The following is an 18,123-nucleotide window of genomic DNA, read 5'->3' as shown; positions in this document are numbered from 1 at the left end:
GGGCCGGCCCGCGGCATGCGGTCCACCGCAGTGAACCCATCGGGGGTCCGATGTCGCTAGGGCCGTTCGGCCCTGGGCCGTTCGGCCCTGGCGTGGGGACGGCAGCACGCGATGTACTCGTGCGGCAGTCGAGCAGATCAGGAGACGAGGCCGCCTCATGAGCCACGCAGATCACCAGTCGCCGCGGTCGTCCGTGTCCGCGGCCGCACCCACGTCGTCGGCGTCGGCCCCGGCTCACGGCCCGGCGGCCACCGGACCACGCCGCACGGTCGAGTTGACGGGCGCTCAGGCGCTGAGCCTGCTCGGCGGGGCGCCGCTCGGGCGGATCGTCTTCACCCAGCGCGCGCTGCCCGCAATCCGGCCGGTGAACCACCTGCTGGACCTCGGCCAGATCGTCATCCGGACCCATCAGGAATCGGACCTGTTCACCCAGGCCCGGCACCATGGCGGCCAGGGAGTCGTGGTCGCCTACCAGGCGGACGACATCGATCCGCTGACCCATCTGGGCTGGAGCGTCGTCGCGACGGGTTACTGCCGCCCCGTGACCGATCCCGATGCCCTGAGGCGCTACCAACGACTGATCAGGCCCTGGTCCGACCGGGTGATGGACTGTGCGGTCCGCATCCGTCCGCATCTGGTCACCGGGATTCGGCTGACGGTCTGATGCAGCGTCTGCGTGCTGAAGGACTTCTCCGTAGCTCGCTCCGTGGGCGAAGTGCCCGGGGCATGCCGCGGCCCATTCGAGTCGCCTTTGACTGGAACACACGGCTGAGACCATCGGCCCACCTGGGCCGACCAGCCACTGTTCCCCGGGGCCGGACGCGGACGGTGCCCGCCCCGGCGGGCACCGTCCGCGTTTCTCAGTGCTGTGCAGCCGGGGAGGTGCCGCGGAGCCCGGCTGCCGCGAGGGCCGCTCCCAGCAGGCAGAGAACGCCGGTCACGGTCACGGCGGTGTGCTCACCGTTCATGAACGCCTGGCCGCTGCCCTCCACGACGGCCGCCCGGAGCTGCTCGGTCATGTTGCCGGAGACCGGGGCGACACCCATGGCGACCGCGTCACCGGCCTCCCCCAGGCCGCCCGCGACGGACGCCGGGACCCCTGCGCCGGTCAGCTCGTCGACGAGCGTGGAGTCGACCCGGCTGCTGATCAGCGAGACCAGCACCGACGTGCCCAGCGCGCCGCCGATCTGAAGGGCGGTGGCCTGGAGGCCGCCCGCCACTCCGCCGTCCTTGACGGGGGCCTGGCCGACGATGGCGTCGGAGGAGGCCGACAGCACCATGCCGACCCCCAGGCCGAGCGCGATGAACGGCGGCCACATCGTGGCGTAGGACGAGCCGGTGTCCCAGCTGAGCATGCCGAAGGTCACGGCGGCTTGGAGCAGCATGCCCAGCGGCATCGAGAGCCGGGGCCCGAAGCGGCCGGTCAGCGCCGCCCCCAGCGGGGAGGCCACCAGCGAAGCGAGACTGAGCGGCAGTGTGCGTACGCCGGCCTCGACCGGGGAGAAACCGCGCACATTCTGGAGGTAGAACATCACGAAGAAGATCACGCCGAGCATCACGAAGAAGTTGAGGGCGGTGATGACCGTGCCGACGGTCAGCGCCCGGATGCGGAACAGCCGCATCGGCAGCAACGGGTGCGCGATCCGGTTCTCGTACAAGCCGAAGCCCACCAGGACGAGCAAGCCGGCGGCGACGGCGCTCAGGGTGCCGGCCGAGGCCCAGCCCCAGGTCTCGCCCTTGACGACGCCGCTGCAGGTCCGTGGTGGACGCATCGAGGGCGCGGCCGATCTCGGGGTTGGCGATCGCCACGACGGATGCGTCGAGCTGAACCATGAAGAGGCCGAAGGCGACCGCAAGGAGAGTCAGCCACGGGTTGGAGCGCCTGCCCTGGGGCGGCTCCGCCTGCGGTAGGGAGGCGACGGGCAGCGAGGAATGGTCCACGGTGGTCGATGGCATGGAAGTGCCTTGTCTGTCGGAAGCGCTACGGGAAACAGGGACGAAGCAGAATGCGCCGTGCCGACGGCCGCCGGGGCGGGCTGCCTCCGGGCAGGAAAAAGCCCCACGGGCACGGAGACGGCAGTGCTCGCGGTCGGTCGGGTCCCTCGGCGGGGATTGCTGGGTCTACTCGGCTGCGGGCACGGGGTGCAGGTGCCGCGTCAGCGACGTCAGCGCGCCCACGGCCGAACCGAGTGCGCCCAGCTCGCCGTCGGTGAGGGACTGCAGGGCGTGCGCGATGTGCGCGCCTTCGAGACGCCGGACCTCGGCCGGCTCACGCCGAGACGTCGGGGTTGTCCGGCGTCCCCGGTCACTGAACGAGATAGCAGGTATCGATGGGCGGATCGTCGGTCTCGTGGAGGGCGACCAGCGCACCGGAGGCGATTTCGGTGAGGCAGCGGCAGCGGCAGCGGCAGCGGGGCAGAACGGTGAAGCCGGCCCAGGCGGTGACCGCGGCGACGCTCAGTGGATTTCTCCGGGAATCCCTCGGAACGTGCGCCGGTAGGCGAGCGGCGGCACACCGATGACTGCGTGCAGGTGCTGGCGGAGCGACGTGCCCGTCGCGAAGCCGACCTGGGCGGCGACGTCGTCCACCGGCAGGTCGGTGGATTCGAGCAGGTGCCGTGCGCGGGCGACCCGCTGCTGAATGAGCCATCGCCCCGGACTCGTTCCCACCTCCTCACGGAAGCGGCGGGCAAAGGTACGCAAACTCATCCGTGCGTGGTCGGCGAGCTCGGCCAGGCTCAGGGGCTCGTGAAGGTTCTCCAGCGCCCACTGGCGGGTGGCGGCCGTGCCGCTCGAGGAGGTGTCGGGCACCGGCTGGTCGATGTACTGCGCCTGCCCGCCATCCCGCCAGGGCGGTACGACACAGATGCGAGCGACCCGGTTGGCCACTTCGCTGCCGTGGTCCTTGCGTACGACGTGCAGGCAGACGTCGACACCGGACGCGGCACCCGCGGATGTCAGCACATCGCCGTCGTCGATGAACAGCACATCCGGATCGAGCGCGATGTGCGGAAACCACTCCCGGAAGACGCCGGCGAGCGCCCAGTGCGTAGTGACAGGACGTCCGTCGAGCAGACCGGCTGCAGCGAGGACGAAGGCGCCCGTGCAGATGGACACGATGCGCGTGCCCGGTGCCACGCACGCGAGAGCCTCCATGACGGCCGCAGGCGCCTCCCGCGCGATGAGCGAGGTGGCGAACGGTGGGACGACCACGGTGTCGGCCGTGCGCAGAGCCTCCGGGCCGTGCTCGACAGTGATGGAGAAATCGGAGTTGGTATGCACTGGACGACCGTCGACAGTGCAGGTCACGACCTCGTACAAGCCCTCCGCGGCCCCGAAGACCCGGCTCGGAATGCCCAGCTCGAACGGGTACACCCCGTCCAGGGCCAGAACGGCTACACGATGAACGCTTCCCATGGCAGGATCCTGTCGAAAGATGGCAATCATGCCATGGTACGGAACGGCGGGGCCCGCGACGCTGGACGCATGAGTCAGAACGCAGCGGCAAGCACGGCTACCACCGGCCCCGCCACCATGCGCGCCATGAGCCAGGACATCCACGGAACCCCGGACGTACTCAAGGAAGTGCGACTGCCGAAGCCGGTCCCGGGACCGAGCCAGATCCTGGTCGCCGTCCGCGCGGCCGGGGTCAACCCCACCGACTGGAAGCACCGTGCCAACGGGCTTTTCCTGGACCGGCTTCCGCTGGTCCTGGGCTGGGACGTCTCAGGAGTCGTCGAGGCCGTCGGCTTTGGCGTCACTCTGTTCAAGCCGGGCGACGAGGTCTTCGGCATGCTGCCCTACCCGTACGGGGTCGGCTCCCACGCGGAGTATGTGACCGCCCCGGCCCGTGCCTTCGCCCGCAAGCCGGCCGGCATCGACCATGTCCAGGCCGGGGCCCTCCCGCTTGCCGCCCTCACCGCGTACCAGGCCCTCGTCGACACCGCCGACGTGCGCCCCGGACAGCGGGTCCTCGTCCACGCGGCCGCAGGCGGCGTCGGCCACCTCGCAGTCCAGATCGCCAAGTCCCGTGGGGCGTACGTGATCGGTACCGCGAGCGCTCCCAAGCACGAGTTCGTCCGGGCACTTGGCGCGGACGAGATGATCGACTACCGCAGCGTCGACTTCGCCGAGGCCGTCATGGACATCGATGTCGTCCTCGATCCCCTGTCGGGCGAGACCCGCGCCCGCTCGCTGAACGTCCTGCGTCCTGGCGGTGTTCTCGTCTCGCTCCTGTACGGCGGGTCCCCGGACGAGCAGCGGCGGGCCGCCGAGTTGGGCGTCCGTGTCGAGACCCTCCTTGTCGAGGCCGACCACGCCGGCATGAACGCCATCGCCGACCTCGTCGAGGCCGGCTCCCTCCATGCCCACGTCGAGACCACGTTTCCCCTCGCCGAGGCACCCAAGGCCCACGCCCTCGGTGAGACCGGCCGGACCTCGGGAAAGATCGTGCTCGTCGTGACGGAGCCCGCATCAGCGGAGTTGTGATCCCTCCGGCAGGGTCTGCGATGCGGATTCCCGGACGGACAGCCGGAGTCGTGGTGCCAGACCCTGCCGGAGCGGTCCACCTGTTCCGGAATGACAACAAGGATTTGGGTGCCCGCGGTCGGCCACGCCGGACGGTGGCGTGGGACGAGACGCCGTCACGGGCGTCCGAGCACACATGGCCCGAGTGGACCGTCCAGCCACTCACAACTCCTCCAGAGACGGGCTCTCCTCGTTCCTTGGCCGGTACCGAAAGATCCCCGCTCTGCGTCAGGCTGCCGCTCTCGGATCAGGGCCGGTCGGTGTCCTCCGGAAGGGTGCCGAGAAGTGCCTGCAGCCGTGCGGTGGTGAGGATGCCCACCGCGAAGCCGTCCTCGTCGACGACGGGCAGGATCGTCAGGGACCGCTCGCGCATGGCGGTCGCGGCCTCCGACGCCGGCATGCCGGGGTGCGCGAACGGGCCGCTGTCGTGTGCGATGTCACGGACCCGGGTGTCCTCGGCGTACCAGGGCTGCGCTGTGTGGGCGGTGAGCTGGTCGAGAGTGATGATTCCGGCGCACCGGCCGGTGTCGTCACGGATGAGTACGTACTGGCTGCGGGATCCGCGCAGGACATCGAGTGCCCTGTCGATGCTGATGTGGTCGCTGATTTGCAGGTCCGGCGCGATCATGGCGTCGGCGGCTGTAGGACTCATTCGAGAGGTGATCGTCGGCTCCAGGGGCTTGGCGGTGCGCGGCGTCACGCCCGGCGGGCACGAGAGGGCGCACCTACTGAGGGCGCGGCGGCGTCGGCCTTGAGCTGGTGCAGAGGTGTGCTCAGGACCGCCGCCTCCAGGGGTTCGAGACCGGGCGCCGGTACACGCACCCGGCAAGTACGGTCGTCCGCGGGGGCGTCGCCGTCCCGGTTGCCGGGTCCGGCCGAGACCGATGGCGGGTACGGTGCGGCTGGGCCGACAGTGCCTCGCCGTCGGTTCCAGCACGGCGAGGCAGATGTGCGCGTCGATCGGGCGTGGGTCGGATGAGGACGTGGGCCTCTGGAACCGGTGCGTCCCGGCCAGGGTGCCCGGACAAGGACGCCGCGGCCCGATTCCGGCGGGCCGGGGTTCTTCGTCACGTCACGCAGGCGGCTCCGTCACTCGCCTTCGAAGTCGTATCCGATCACTCGGAAGCTCGCTCCCACGCCGTCGTTGACGAACACGCCTCCGTCGACGCGCTGCGGGAACACGCCTGAAGTGGCACCGTAGGGTCCGACGACGGCAACGGGGCCGCCGTTGTCGCAGGTGGCCCCACTGAAGACCTCGACGGTCCTCCGGCTTTCGTTGAAGATGTTGAAGCTCGTGGCACCGAGGCCGCTGGCCGCGGTGACGCAGCCGCCGGGATAGGCGGAGTACGTCCGCTCGTTGAAGTGGATCCTGCCCTCGTCGTAGCCCCGACCCCCGCCGTGGCCCCTGCCCTCGTCGCCTCTGCCCTCGTCGTTGCCCCTGCCTTCGCCGTGGCCCCTGCCCTCGTCGCCTCTGCCCTCGTCGTTGCCCCTGCCTTCGCCGTTGCCCCTGCCCTCGTCGCCTCTGCCCTCGTCGTTGCCCCTGCCTTCGCCGTTGCCCCTGCCCTCGTCGTTGCCCCTGCCTTCGCCGTTGCCTCTGCCCTCATCGTTGCCTCTGCCCTGGTCACCCTTTCCGGCGTCGCCCTCGCCGTTGGGGGCCGAAGCCGGGGCTGCGGCCTGTCGCACGACCGGGACTGCCGGGACTGCCGGGGCCGGCCGGGCCGGCCGGGCCGACTCGATGGTGGCGGCCGAGGTGAAGGTGCTACCGGTGGCTGTCAGGGCCATGGCGCCCGCGAGGGCGGCGGTCACGACGGTGGAACGTGTAACCATGTCACTTCTCCTGTCTCAGAGAGGCCAGCTGCGTAGCCGACCCGTGACTGAACGTACTTACGCTCCACAAGGCTGTCATTTCGGGCATATCGAACGGCTGACACCGAGCACCGATCGGGATACCACCCGAGCCGGATAGCCCGGAAAGGCTCATTACCGGTTGACACGCCGAAGGACCGGCGCGGGCAACGATGTTGCTGCCTGTGCCGGTCCTGGCTCACCCAGTGAGTGCTGAGCCCGTGGCTCAGTAGGCGGAGTTGACGTTGTCGATCGACCCGTAGCGGTGGGCGGCGTAGTTGGCGGCCGCGGTGATGTTGGCGACGGGGTTGGTGAGGTCGTGGGCGGTGCCGGCGACGTGGTAGGCGTTGAAGGTCGGCTGGATGACCTGGAGCAGGCCCTTGGAGGGTATGCCGTTGCGCGCGTTGACGTCCCAGTTGTTCTGGGCGTGGGGGTTGCCGCTCGACTCGCGCATGATGTTGCGGTGCAGGCCCTCGTAGCTGCCGGGGATGCCCTTGGCCTTCATGATGGCCAGCGACTCCTTGATCCAGCCGTCGAGGTTGTTGGCGTAGCCCCTGCTGCCCGCGCCCTGGATGCCGTCCGCGGAAGCCTTGACCACGGAGGCGCTCGCCGGTGCCTTCTCGGCTGCCTGCGCGGATGTCGACGTCAGCGTGAGGGCGGCGGCCGCGGCACCGAGGGTGGCGATGCCGGCGACGGACATGGTGCGGAAGCGGGCGATGCGGCTGGTGCGGGTCTGCGTGTTCGTGGTCATACGGAAGGAACTCTCCAATGGGGGACGTCACGGTGTTGCCGACCGGTTGCGGTGGCTTGCGGGGCGGCGCCCCGCGCTGCGGGCCGGAGCGAACGGATCCGAAGGAATCCACCCGGCCCTGTCGCGGCTTCCCGCAACGACAGCCATGGTTAGCGACGTGCGGGGCGGGGCGCAATGATGTGACGTACTACCCAACTTCGGAGAAATGTCCGAAATGACATGTTCTGTGGCGCTTCCATGCTGTTCGGACGGCCCCCGGCCCTACTACCCGCCTTCGGATGTGACACAGCTCCTATGGGTGGCATCACATCCGCGGCGCCAAATCGGCGGTCCTGGCAGGACGGTTCCCGCACCGGATCCGCGCCTTCCCCGGCCGGCAGCACCACCGGTTGTCGGACGGCTGGGGCCGCCCCGTCTCATGGCGGCCCCAACCTGCTCTTGATGTGTCCGGGCGGCGCTCGACGGTGATCCCCGGTAATCCGGCCAGGAGAACACTGTGCCGCCGACTCCGAGCAACTGAGATACGAGGCTTCCCAGTTCGGGATCACGAGCGGCTGAGTCGTCCGTCCGCAGCGGTCGAGCGCGGTCGGCCGTTGCCCGACGGGAGGACTGGGCGGACGCCGGCGATCAACGTGGCAGTACCGCGCGCTGTGATCGTTATCCTGCGGCCGCGTCGTCGGACAGAAGCCAGAAGCCGGTCGGACAAGAAGCCGAACGTGGTGATCACGCCGGCCTCGGGCGTGCCGCGCCGAGGCGTTGCACGGGGCCCGAGTGATGCATCGTTCGCCGGGTCAGCGGCTCTCGTTCACCACCATGGCCGAGCCGCCGCCTCGCCGCTCGGGTTCGGCGACCGCCGTGACCTTCCCGTCGCGCCGGAACTCCAGTGCGGCCACCGCCCCGATCTCGGGGGAGGGGGTGAAGGTCTGTGGGGCCAGGACGAAGTGCTGGCCGAGGCCTTCCAGCGCGGTGCGCTCGGGTGAGTCGAGGAAGGCGGGTTCGGCCTCGGTCGTGGTCCGGTTCCGCTGCGAGATCCGCGGAGCGGCGACCGCATCGGGCAGCGACATGCCCAGGTCGAGACGGTTGACGAGGGTCTGGAGCACCGTGGTGATGATGGTCGCGCCACCCGGCGAACCGACCGCGATCAACGGCTTGCCGTCCCGCAGCACGATCGTCGGCGACATGCTGCTGCGCGGGCGCTTGCCCGGCGCCGGCAGATTCGGGTCGGGCACCCCGGGGGTGAGCGGGGTGAAGTCGAAGTCGGTGAGCTCATTGTTGAGCAGGAAGCCACGTCCCGGCACGGTGATGGCCGAGCCTCCGGTCTGCTCGATCGTCAGGGTGTACGAGACCACATTGCCCCAACGGTCGGCGGTCACCAGATGGGTCGTCGAGGGCCCCTCGTAAGGCTCCTGACTGCCCTTCCCCCGGGCACAGCCGATTGTCGCGCTGCGCGGGTCCGCCGGGGCCAGCGGACTGGTCAGGGTCGCGTCGGGCCGGATCAGGCAGGCCCGGTCCTTCGCGAACCTCTTGGACAGCAGCGCCCCCGTGGGGACGTCCGAAAAGGCGGGGTCACCCACCCAGCGATTGCGGTCGGCGAAGGCGATCCGGCTGGCCTCCAGGTAGTGGTGCAGCGCCTGGACCCGGTCGGCGGACGACAGAGGGAAGTTCTCCAGGATGTTGAGCGCTTCGCCGACTGTCGTGCCGCCGGAGGAGGACGGCGCCATGGAGTAGACGTCCAGCCCGTGGTAGGTGGTGAGGGTCGGGTCCCGGCGCACCACCCCGTAGTTCGCGAGGTCGCTCCGCTCCATGAGTCCGGGCCGGACCGTACGGTCGGAGCCGGCGGCCACCGGCGGGTTCTGCGCGGTGCGCACCACATCACGCCCGATGTCGCCGTGGTAGAGCGCGTCCATGCCCTCGTGGGACAGTTCCCGGTACGTACGGGCGAGGTCGGGGTTGCGGAAGCGGGTGCCGACCACGGGGAGTTCACCGTGCGGCAGGAACAGCTCGGAGGTCGAGGTGATGTCCCGGAAGCGGGCTTCGTTCATCGCGGTCTGGGCGCGGAATTCATCGTTGACCACGAAGCCGTCGTCGGCGATCCGGGTGGCCGGGCGCAGTGCGCGCCCGAGCGAGACCGTGCCCCAGTCGTCCAGGGCCTTCTGCCAGGTCGCCGGGGTGCCCGGAACACCCACGGACAGGCCGGAGTTGACCGCTTCCTGGAACGGGATGGCTTTGCCCGTGGACGAGTCGACGAAGGAGTCGGAGCGCATCCGGGCCGGGGCCGTCTCGCGGCCGTCGATGGTGTGCACCTTCTTCCGGGCGGCGTCGTAGTACACGAAGTAGCCGCCGCCTCCTACGCCTGCCGAGTACGGCTCGACCACGCCGAGCGCGGCCGCGGTCGCCACCGCCGCGTCCACCGCGTTGCCGCCGTGCCGCAGCACCTCGATGCCGGCCTGCGAGGCGTACGGGTTCACGCTGGAGACCGCACCCCCGCTGCCGGTGGCGACGGCCTGTTTGGGCGGCGACTGGAGCCGGGAGCCGGAGGGTGCCGCGGGGCCGCCTGCCGGGGATGAGCCGGCGGCTGCAGTGGGAACGAGCAGGGGGAGAGCGAGGGCTGCCGCTGACACGGCAGACACCAGGGCACGGCGGGCGATCATCAAGCCTCCGAGGGCCTCGGGCGAGGGTAATTGCCAGCACTCTGGCAACAACCGGCCTCATCAGCAATGGATCTTGGAGATCTCTGCGGAACATCTGAGGTTCCTCGGTGGTAACCAGCACGGTTCAACGACCCACCGGTACCAGGAGTCGGCGATCTACCGGCGCACGATGGCCACGAGTGCGGTACGCGGCCGTGCCCGGAGTGCTTCCCCGGTCGCGGCCACGTCGTTCGGGGCGCAGTTCACGGTTGGCGGTCAGCAGCCGCCGGAGATGGCTGCAGGGGCGCCGATGCTGATCCGGAGTGTGCTCGGGGTGGCGCAGCAGCCTCCGCCATCACCCTCGGACCGGGCGGCGTTCGGGTCGTCGAAGAGTCCCGCGCCGCCGCGGACACCGGTCTCGGGAAGGGACAGTTCGACACGCTCGGCCGCCTCCTTGTCTCCTGCAAGGGCGGCGGCGACGGAGCGGACCTGCTCGTAGCCGGTCATGGCGAGGAAGGTCGGGGCGCGGCCGTAGGACTTCATGCCCACGACGTACACGTCCTGCTCAGGATGGGCCAGTTCCTTGGCGCCGTGGGGGTAGACCATGCCGCAGGAGTGCTGGTTGGGGTCGATGAGCGGGGCCGGTTCCACCGGGGCCTGGAGGCGTTCGTCGAGGCCGAGACGCGGTTCGGACAGGACCTCGGTGTCGGGGCGGAAGCCGGTCAGGACGATGATCTCGTCGACCGGGTCGAGACGGCGGCCGTCCTCGCAACGAGTACGAGGCGGTCGCCGCTCCTCTCGACGGCGGTGGTGCGGAAGCCGGTGACGGCGTCGGCGTGTCCGTCCTCGGTGGCGGCCTTCGCCGCGAGGCCGAGGGCGCCGCGGGCGGGAAGCTGGTCGGCGGTGCCGCCGCCGAAGGTGGAACCGCTGATGCCACGTCGCAGGATCCAGACGGCGTGGGTGCCGGGGGCCACCTTGGCAAGGTCGGCCAAGTGGGCGAGGGCGGTGAAGGCAGAGGCGCCGGAGCCGATGACGGCGGTGCGCCGGCCGGCGTAACGGGCTCGGACGGCGGGGTCCTTGAGGTCGGGCACGTGGTAGGAGATGCGCTCGGCCGCGGCCCGCTCCCCGAGGGCGGGCAGGCCGTCGCCGCCGATCGGGCCGGGGGTGGTCCACGTACCGGAGGCGTCGACGATGGCGCGGGCAGTGATCCGCTCCTCCGTACCGTCGGCGAGTGCGAGATGGACGGTGAAGGGCTGGTCGCCACGGTCGGCATCGACAACACGGTCGCGGCCGAGTCGTCGAGACGCCGGTGACGCGAACCCGTAGCGGATCCTCGATGCCGCTGCCCGCGGGCCCCACCGAGCCTCAATGTGCTCGCAATCCCCCACGGACGGTGCACCGTTGAAGTGCCGTCATCCCTCCCCCGGCCGGGGCCTCGACTGCGGCGCAGACCGGGCACAGCACCGTACGCGCCCCTCCGTCGTCGGGGGTTCCGATCAGAGCGCCCCGCCGCATCGTGCGGGTGGCGATGCGGGCGTGCGTCGCACAGATTCCGGCGCCGCAGCTCCGACAGACACCGACGGTGGGGTTTCGGTTCCGGTTGCACGGCAGTCGAGCCAGTGCGTCAGTCTTCCCTTCCAGAGGTTGCGAGGGCCGTGGCCGAGAATTTCTTGCGCCAGGCCAGCGATACGTAGACGAGTGCGACCAGGACAGGGACTTCGATGAGCGGGCCGACGACCCCGGAGAGGGCCTGGCCGCTGGTGACGCCGAAGGTGGCGATGGCGACCGCGATGGCCAGCTCGAAGTTGTTGCCCGCAGCCGTGAAGGCGAGGGTCGCCGTGCGGCCGTAGTTCAGTCCGATGGCCTTGCCGAGCAGGAACGTTCCGAACCACATGACGGCGAAGTAGGCGAGCAGCGGCAGCGCGATGCGGGCGACATCCAGCGGCTGCGAGGTGATCGTCTTCCCCTGAAGGGCGAAGAGGATGACGATGGTGAAGAGCAGGCCGTAGAGGGCCCAAGGGCCTATTCTGGGCAGGAAGTTGTTTTCGTACTTCTCCAGACCCATCTTCTTCTCACCCATGCGACGAGTGAGGAATCCGGCGAGCAGCGGGACGCCGAGGAAGATGACGACGTTGAGGGCGATCTTCCACATGGAGATGTCGAGGTGCCGGCCGTCGCCGAGGCCGAGCCGGCCGGGCAGCAGGTCGAGGTAGAACCAGCCGAGCACGCCGAACGCAACGACCTGGAAGACCGAGTTGAGCGCGACGAGTACGGCGGCGGCTTCGCGGTCACCGCAGGCGAGATCGTTCCAGATGACGACCATGGCGATGCAGCGGGCCAGGCCGACAATGATCAAGCCGGTGCGGTACTCGGCCAGGTCGGGCAGGAAGATCCAGGCCAGCACGAACATGACTGCCGGGCCAACGATCCAGTTGATGACCAGAGAGGACACCATGAGCCTGCGGTCGCCGGAGACGGCGTCGAGCCTGTCGTAGCGGACCTTGGCCAGGACCGGATACATCATGACCAGCAGGCCGAGCGCGATCGGCAGAGAGATGCCGCCGACCTCGGCCTCGGCGAGCGCGTCGTCGAGGCCGGGGATCAGCCGGCCCAGCCCCAGGCCGAGGGCCATCGCCATGAGTATCCACACGGCGAGAAAGCGGTCGAGTGTGGAGAGCTTTGCGACGACCGAGTCTTCCCCGGGCTCCGTGCGTGGGGTGGTGGCCGGTTCGGTGCTGGTCACGGGCAGGCCCTCTTCGTGTCGGCGGCCCGGGTGGCACGGGCGGCAGTGGCGAGGTCGGCGAACGAGCCCGCCACGGCTTCGATGACGTCGGGGCGGAGCTTGTAGTACGTGAAGCGTCCACAGGGCTCCGTCTCCACCACCCCGGCCTCGCGCAGGACGCGCAGGTGGTTGGAGAGGTTCGTCTGCTTGGCACCGGTCTCCTCGACCAGGTGTGTGGTGCAGAGCGTCTCATGGGCGAGCAGGGTCACGATCCGAAGCCTGAGCGGGTCGGCCAGAACCCGAATCAGGTCAGTGTCGACTGACGTCATCATGTACTGATACTTTCACATCAGCGACGGCTGACGCCACCGCGCGCTGATATCACCAGTGCCTGCTTCCGCTGTGAGACAAGAGAGATCTCTGATGCCCGACAAGCCCTCTGTGCTGTTCGTCTGTGTCCACAACGCCGGCCGTTCCCAGATGGCCGCCGCCTGGTTGACCCACCTGGCCGGGGACCGCGTCGAGGTCCGCTCGGCGGGATCGAACCCCGGCGACGCCGTGAACCCGGCCGCCGTCGAGGCGATGGCCGAGATCGGCATCGACATCTCCGCCGAGACCCCGAGGATCCTCACCGTCGGCACGGTCAAGGAGTCGGACGTCTGCATCACCATGGGCTGCGGCGACGCCTGCCCTGTCTTCCCCGGCAAGCGCTACCTGGACTGGAAGCTCGACGACCCGGCAGGTCAGGCCGTCGCAGCAGTCCGCCCCATCCGCGACGAGATCAAGACGCTCGTCGAGGGCCTGATCAAGGAGATCGCCCCGAAGACGACGGCATGAGTGCGGAGGTCCGCAATGTGCGCGTCCCAGGCTCCGGTCCGGCGGGGCAAACAGCCGCGCTCTGCGCGGCCCGCGCGGACCTCGAGCCGCTGGTGTTCGGTGGTGCGATCTTCGTCGGGGGTTCCCTGATCGCGACGACCGACGCCGAGAGCCTCCCCGGCTTCCCCGGCTTCCCCGAGGGCGAACACCCCCGGCCCAAGAAACGAAATCTTCCCTGTCGAGAGCGACCCGTTCGATCGCCCGGCAGGCGGGGCGGGCGGCTTCGCGGGGAATGAACGTCAGCGCGTTGAGCGCCTGTAGGCGTACCCGTGCGTCATCCACCGCGCTGTCGGCGCCCTTGGTCAACTTGGTCCGCAGCCGGACGGTCGCTGACGTCGACTGGCCTTCGACGACACCCGAGTTCCAGGGGAGGGCCAGGCCGGCGACGACGGCGTCGCGGTCGAATGCCTTCGGCGAGGGTGTGGCGGCTGGCCCTGTCTGTCGGCGTCGAGCCGGTCCGGCAGGCGCTCGCCCTGACGCTCGGTGAGTATGGCTGCGAAGGCCCGAACGTGCTTGGCCGGGGCGTCGAGTTCGGGGCAGTTGACCCTGACGCATTTCAGGTGGAGTTGTTGGGTACCGGAGAGGGTTTCCGGACGGCCGGAGGATCCATCCGGCGACAGCCCGGGCGAGGGAGGCCGGGCAGTCGGGCCGCGGCGAGCGAACAAAGATGTTGCCGGCTGCGCGCGGTGCGGCCGGCGGCCTCGGCGAAGCACAGGACGGCTGTGGGACTGGCGCAGGCGGCGTGCTGCTGGGACCAGTACGCCGAGGACGTCGGCCGCGGAGCGGGACCAACGCTCTGAACCCGGCGTGTCGGCGTCCCCTGTACTGCGTGTGTACTGCGTGCCGCACCGCCCGGCCCACCATGGAACGCGCTAGTGCAGAACGCTCGCCGAGCGATTTCCGCTGATCGGCAGTAAGGGGCGGATCACGGCGGTACCGTGGCCGAACCCGAGTCCGACCTGGCCGTTTCGGCTGCACGAGGTGACAAACGATGAACGATTACGCACTGTCCCCACCACATCCCACGAGCGCACACCCCGCTCGCGTTTACAACGTCTGGCTGGGCGGCAGGGATCACTATCCGGTGGATCAGGAGGCAGCCGAGCTCGCTGCCCTGGCGAACCCGACAATTGTGCCGTCGGTCCGGGCGAACCGGGCCTTCCTGGGCCGCGCCGTACGTCACCTCGCGGCGGCCGGAGTTCGCCAGTTCCTCGACATCGGTACGGGCATTCCCGCCGCAGAGAACACCCACGAGGTGGCCCAGCGGGCCACTCCCGAATCGCGTGTCGTCTACGTCGACAACGACCCGATCGTCCTCTCCCACGCTCGGGCGCTGCTGATCAGCGGCCCCGAGGGGCAGACCGACTATGTGCAGGCCGATGCGCGGGACGTGGACACGATTCTCGACGCCGCCTCCCGCACCCTGGATCTGGATCAGCCGGTCGGCCTCATGCTGGTGGCGATACTGCAGTACATCAAGGACGCCGAGGACCCGTGGGACGTCACCCGTCGGCTGCTGGACCGCCTTGCCCCGGGCAGTCACCTCGTCCTGTCCCATCCGGCCGTCGACGTCACCGCCCCCGAGGTCGCCGAATCCATGCGGATCTACAACGAGCGCGCAGCCAGCCACGCCTCCGCCACCCCCCGCACCCACCAAGAGGTTCAACGATTCTGCGATGGCCTGGCAATCCTGGAACCGGGCGTTGTCACCCTGACCCGTTGGCGTCCCGGACCGTCCGACACTCCGGATGACACCCTGCCCATGTGGTGTGCCGTCGCCCGCAAGGCTTAAGTGAGCGTTTTCTCCCGGTGTTTCATCCCGTGGATGGCGTTTCGTCCTAGGTGTCGGGTCGCGCCAGGGCACCACTGTCTCGTGTGAGTTGGTGGTGATCCGCCGGCGGTCGGGCAGGGCCGGTCACCCCGTGTCGGGCTGCTTGTTCGCGGGGTTTCGCAGCCTGGAGCAGCAGGGCCCGGGCAGCATCGTGAAGAAAGGTTCGGGAGACCCCGTGCACGGTGTGCGGCTTGTGGGACCGACGCCCGATCAGCGCCTTGATCCGCGACAACGTCCAGGTCGATCCGGCCACCCGTGGGCGATTGCACCCTTGTCCAGCTCGGCCTCAAGGACCGCGAACAACTCGTCCCTCAGCAGCGGCAGCGAGATAGGGCCCTTCGAGGCCAATGCCTGCACCGGTGATCGCCAGACCCCGGGCCACTTCGCAGCCTGAAGGGGGCGACGCCCGCGCCGGCGCGGTGCAGTTGCCCAGCCTCTCAGTACTCAGGGGCCTTGTATCCCGACGTAAGAGACCCTGCCGTCAAGGCCGTTGACGTGGTGATATCGCACCTGTAGTTGGTCGGTTTGCCATGACTTTTCGAACGCAGTGATCGCGACCGGCTCTTGGACATATTCCAAAGCCGTGATGACGGTGCAGTCATCATTCGTGCCGCCGTTCGGGTCGTCGGCAACGGTGATCTGAGTACCCTCAGGAACATCCATGAGAAGGCGGCTCCGCGCCTCATCATTGTTCACAGGGCTCCCAGACTTCTTGAGGTTATATGCCTGCGAGTATGACGTCGGCACGGCACCGCATATATCCGCTGGAGTATTTCCTGTCGCGTTGTTGCCGTGAAGAACGATGGCCATTTTCACCCCCTCGCGTCTGGTTGCGAATTACCCGCCCCATTGGCGAATGCAGGCCATTCGATTGCTCGACGCTGCGAGCCGAGTTGACCCAGCCCGCCGGCATCAAATTACGGAATCATTGAATGGCATCTGTTCCTCGACGCCTTTTAGTCCGTGGCCTTCCATGAAGTTTCAGTCTGCCTCCTCGGCGACTGACTGCAACTCGTTGGCCAGATCGCCGGAAGAGCCTGGTGATGTTAAAATTCTGATTGTTGACAGGCCGGTGGCGCTCGCATGCACCGTCCCCAGCCATACCCCTTCCTCGTACGCCGCCGAGGTCGGTTGATCGGCATCGGGTCACGCCGGTATTCCTGCTGAGCTGAACACTGAGGGCGTGCAGATCTTCAACCTCGACCTTTCGTGACGGGCCGTCAGGCGAACCGACGGCCGTCACGAAAGATCGAGGCTAAGCAGCGCAGAAGGTACCGCTCGGCCCCATGCCGGGGAAGCTTTCTCACCCCACCTGAACGTGTCGCCGGACTGGGCACTAAGCATTTCCACTCATCACGAGTTGTCCGATCTTGATCCGCAGATGCCCTAAAGCCGAGTCGCTACGTTGGGCGGTCTACGCTGTCACCGTTGCCCATTACATTCAACGGCCCAGCTTTCTGGGAGGAAGCCTCGAAGCGTTGCCAGCTCCCCGGATCGCTCCGGCCGCCTGCAGAAGGGACAATGCGATGGATTCTGATATCCGGACCAGGGCCGCACTCGAGGAGCACTGGCGGGCATCGGAGCGTGGGGATACCGAAGCCGAGCACGCCGTCTACGCTGCGGACGCGATCCTCGACTACCCCCAGTCAGGTGAACGATTCCGGGGCCGCGAGACGATTTCGGCGCAACGCGGCGGGCACCCTGCCAGTCGGCACTTCACCGTCCACCGGATCGTTGGCAGCGGGGATCTGTGGGTGAGCGAGTGTGTCATCACGTACGACGGAGCGCCCACCCACTCAGTGAGCATTATGGAATTCGCCCACGGACATGTGGTGCACGAGACGCAGTACTTCGCGGACGCCTTCGGTGCACCCGAATGGCGGACAGCACTCGCGGAGCCGATGCCGGGCAGGAATATCGCCAGGGCCTGACCCGGGGCTAACTTGATCTCTAACCTGTGCAGCGCAGACGCGGGGTCGTCGACTTCTTCGTTCGTCGCTTTGCAGGATCCGGTTTGCCGACTGTGTGCAGCACGTCGTGGCGTGGGGTTAGCCGGGTGTTCCTGCGACCCGGCGGGCGTCCTGGGCCGGGGCGGAAGGACTTCGGTGCCCCGGCAGGACAGGCGGTCTTCGGCGCAGGTGCCGAAAGTCGCGGCGGACTCGGGCGGGAGTGAGCCGGTCGGGCGGGCTCGGTCTCTCCCACGGCCGGCACAGATCAGCCGCCATTGGTCGGGACAGCCGGAGTTGGGTGAAGGCGGCGAGGATCAGCCGGGTCCACCGGTCGGCTGCTTCGGGGGTACGGATCTTGCGCGAGGTCGCCCAGGAGGCGGGCATCTCCCTCGGGCAGCTGCAGCACTACTTCGCCTCCCGCGAGGCGATGCTCTCCTTCGCCATGGACTTCGCGTCCGAGCAGACCACGCTGCGCGTCGGCCGGCGTGTCCAGGAGCTCGGCGACCGGCCGCACCCCCGCGACGTGTTCCGAGTGATGCTCACGGAGATGCTCCCCTTGCACGCCGACGCCCGCGCGACGAGCCGGATGAGCGCCGCCTACGTCCTGGAGGCGCTGCACGACGAGAACATCCACGCGCGGGCACGCGGCGGCATGGTCCAAGGACGCGCTCTCGTCGAGCAGTTGGTCCGCCAGGCGATCACCGATGGGTACATCCACCCCGACCGTGACCCGGTGACCGAGACCAATCTCCTCCTCGCTCTCACCGGCTTCGCCGCCCTCATCGAACTGGATGCGATCGAGCCCCGGGACGTGCTCACCGCTATCGATCAGTACCTGGACAGGCTGTTCGCCGGAGGCAATCGGAGCGCGTGACACGAGAGCGGGAATGCAGCCGATCCCATGCAAATCAACTCACGCTCGTCCTCGGTCAGCAGCAACTCGGCCTTCGGCCGTCCCGCCCTCGCCATCCGCCCAAAATGCCGAACCGCCC

14 protein-coding genes and 3 pseudogenes are annotated in these 18,123 nt (G+C 68.8%); 6 read left to right on the top strand and 11 right to left on the bottom strand.

What is annotated here, in order from left to right; translation table 11 throughout:
• Positions 1-157 precede the first annotated feature (157 nt).
• Positions 158-664, top strand: coding sequence for a pyridoxamine 5'-phosphate oxidase family protein (locus ACIPEK_RS16095; protein WP_401996008.1), 507 nt, complete (start codon positions 158-160; stop codon positions 662-664).
• Between the two features lie 196 nt (positions 665-860).
• Here ACIPEK_RS16095 and ACIPEK_RS16090 read toward each other — a convergent pair.
• Together ACIPEK_RS16090 and ACIPEK_RS16085 are read right to left on the bottom strand one after the other, a co-directional pair.
• Positions 861-1,956 (bottom strand): annotated as a pseudogene (locus tag ACIPEK_RS16090) (MFS transporter).
• 501 nt (positions 1,957-2,457) lie between these two features.
• Positions 2,458-3,417, bottom strand: a complete 960-nt coding sequence (locus tag ACIPEK_RS16085) for a GlxA family transcriptional regulator (protein WP_401996005.1) — start codon at positions 3,415-3,417, stop codon at positions 2,458-2,460.
• Between the two features lie 117 nt (positions 3,418-3,534).
• Between ACIPEK_RS16085 and ACIPEK_RS16080 the strand changes: the two genes are divergently transcribed.
• Positions 3,535-4,488: an NADP-dependent oxidoreductase gene (locus ACIPEK_RS16080; RefSeq protein WP_401996380.1), complete on the top strand. Its 954-nt coding sequence runs from the start codon at positions 3,535-3,537 to the stop codon at positions 4,486-4,488.
• A gap of 286 nt (positions 4,489-4,774) precedes the next feature.
• On the opposite strand, the gene ACIPEK_RS16075 is transcribed toward ACIPEK_RS16080, so the two are convergent.
• The 7 genes and pseudogenes from ACIPEK_RS16075 to ACIPEK_RS16045 all read right to left on the bottom strand — a co-directional run bounded on the left by ACIPEK_RS16075 (position 4,775) and on the right by ACIPEK_RS16045 (position 12,807).
• On the bottom strand, positions 4,775-5,179 hold the full coding sequence (locus ACIPEK_RS16075) for a CBS domain-containing protein (protein WP_401996002.1): 405 nt from the start codon (positions 5,177-5,179) through the stop codon (positions 4,775-4,777).
• Positions 5,180-5,616: 437 nt separating this feature from the next.
• A complete protein-coding gene (locus ACIPEK_RS16070) occupies positions 5,617-6,354 on the bottom strand; it encodes a hypothetical protein (protein WP_401995999.1) in 738 nt (245 codons plus the stop codon).
• Between the two features lie 244 nt (positions 6,355-6,598).
• Positions 6,599-7,123, bottom strand: a complete 525-nt coding sequence (locus tag ACIPEK_RS16065) for a transglycosylase SLT domain-containing protein (protein WP_401995996.1) — start codon at positions 7,121-7,123, stop codon at positions 6,599-6,601.
• A 791-nt stretch (positions 7,124-7,914) separates the two neighbouring features.
• On the bottom strand, positions 7,915-9,774 hold the full coding sequence (ggt, locus tag ACIPEK_RS16060; RefSeq protein WP_401995993.1) for a gamma-glutamyltransferase: 1,860 nt from the start codon (positions 9,772-9,774) through the stop codon (positions 7,915-7,917).
• A gap of 255 nt (positions 9,775-10,029) precedes the next feature.
• Positions 10,030-11,051: pseudogene (locus ACIPEK_RS16055) on the bottom strand (flavoprotein); the annotation flags it as partial.
• Between the two features lie 326 nt (positions 11,052-11,377).
• Positions 11,378-12,496 (bottom strand): ACR3 family arsenite efflux transporter, encoded by a 1,119-nt coding sequence (gene arsB / locus ACIPEK_RS16050; protein ID WP_401995990.1) that lies wholly within the window; start codon positions 12,494-12,496, stop codon positions 11,378-11,380.
• Positions 12,493-12,807, bottom strand: a complete 315-nt coding sequence (locus ACIPEK_RS16045) for an ArsR/SmtB family transcription factor (RefSeq protein WP_401995987.1) — start codon at positions 12,805-12,807, stop codon at positions 12,493-12,495. The genes arsB and ACIPEK_RS16045 overlap by 4 nt, the downstream gene beginning before the upstream one ends.
• Positions 12,808-12,898: 91 nt before the next feature.
• Here ACIPEK_RS16045 and ACIPEK_RS16040 point away from each other — a divergent pair, with 91 nt between their 5' ends.
• Together ACIPEK_RS16040 and ACIPEK_RS16035 are read left to right on the top strand one after the other, a co-directional pair.
• Positions 12,899-13,312 carry an arsenate reductase ArsC gene (locus ACIPEK_RS16040; protein ID WP_401995985.1) on the top strand — a complete coding sequence of 138 codons (414 nt, stop codon included), beginning with the start codon at positions 12,899-12,901 and terminating at the stop codon, positions 13,310-13,312.
• Between the two features lie 1,030 nt (positions 13,313-14,342).
• Positions 14,343-15,143 (top strand): SAM-dependent methyltransferase, encoded by an 801-nt coding sequence (locus ACIPEK_RS16035; protein WP_401995983.1) that lies wholly within the window; start codon positions 14,343-14,345, stop codon positions 15,141-15,143.
• A 483-nt stretch (positions 15,144-15,626) separates the two neighbouring features.
• Here the strand turns inward: ACIPEK_RS16035 and ACIPEK_RS16030 are convergent, their stop codons facing one another.
• Positions 15,627-15,992 (bottom strand): hypothetical protein, encoded by a 366-nt coding sequence (locus ACIPEK_RS16030; protein ID WP_401995981.1) that lies wholly within the window; start codon positions 15,990-15,992, stop codon positions 15,627-15,629.
• Between the two features lie 716 nt (positions 15,993-16,708).
• Between ACIPEK_RS16030 and ACIPEK_RS16025 the strand changes: the two genes are divergently transcribed.
• Entirely contained in the window at positions 16,709-17,113 is a 405-nt protein-coding gene (locus ACIPEK_RS16025) for a nuclear transport factor 2 family protein (RefSeq protein WP_401995980.1), read from the top strand.
• 19 nt (positions 17,114-17,132) lie between these two features.
• Here ACIPEK_RS16025 and ACIPEK_RS16020 read toward each other — a convergent pair.
• Positions 17,133-17,497: pseudogene (locus tag ACIPEK_RS16020) on the bottom strand (transposase); the annotation flags it as partial.
• Between ACIPEK_RS16020 and ACIPEK_RS16015 the strand changes: the two are divergent.
• On the top strand, positions 17,487-18,005 hold the full coding sequence (locus ACIPEK_RS16015) for a TetR/AcrR family transcriptional regulator (RefSeq protein ID WP_401995977.1): 519 nt from the start codon (positions 17,487-17,489) through the stop codon (positions 18,003-18,005). The pseudogene ACIPEK_RS16020 and the gene ACIPEK_RS16015 sit on opposite strands and share 11 nt — an antisense overlap.
• The last annotated feature ends 118 nt before the right edge of the window (positions 18,006-18,123 follow it).

This window comes from Streptomyces sp. NPDC088246 (genome assembly GCF_044741025.1).
Taxonomy (GTDB): domain Bacteria; phylum Actinomycetota; class Actinomycetes; order Streptomycetales; family Streptomycetaceae; genus Streptomyces.
The sequence above is the reverse complement of the archived record's forward strand: the minus strand, read 5'-3'. Positions and strand labels throughout refer to the sequence as shown.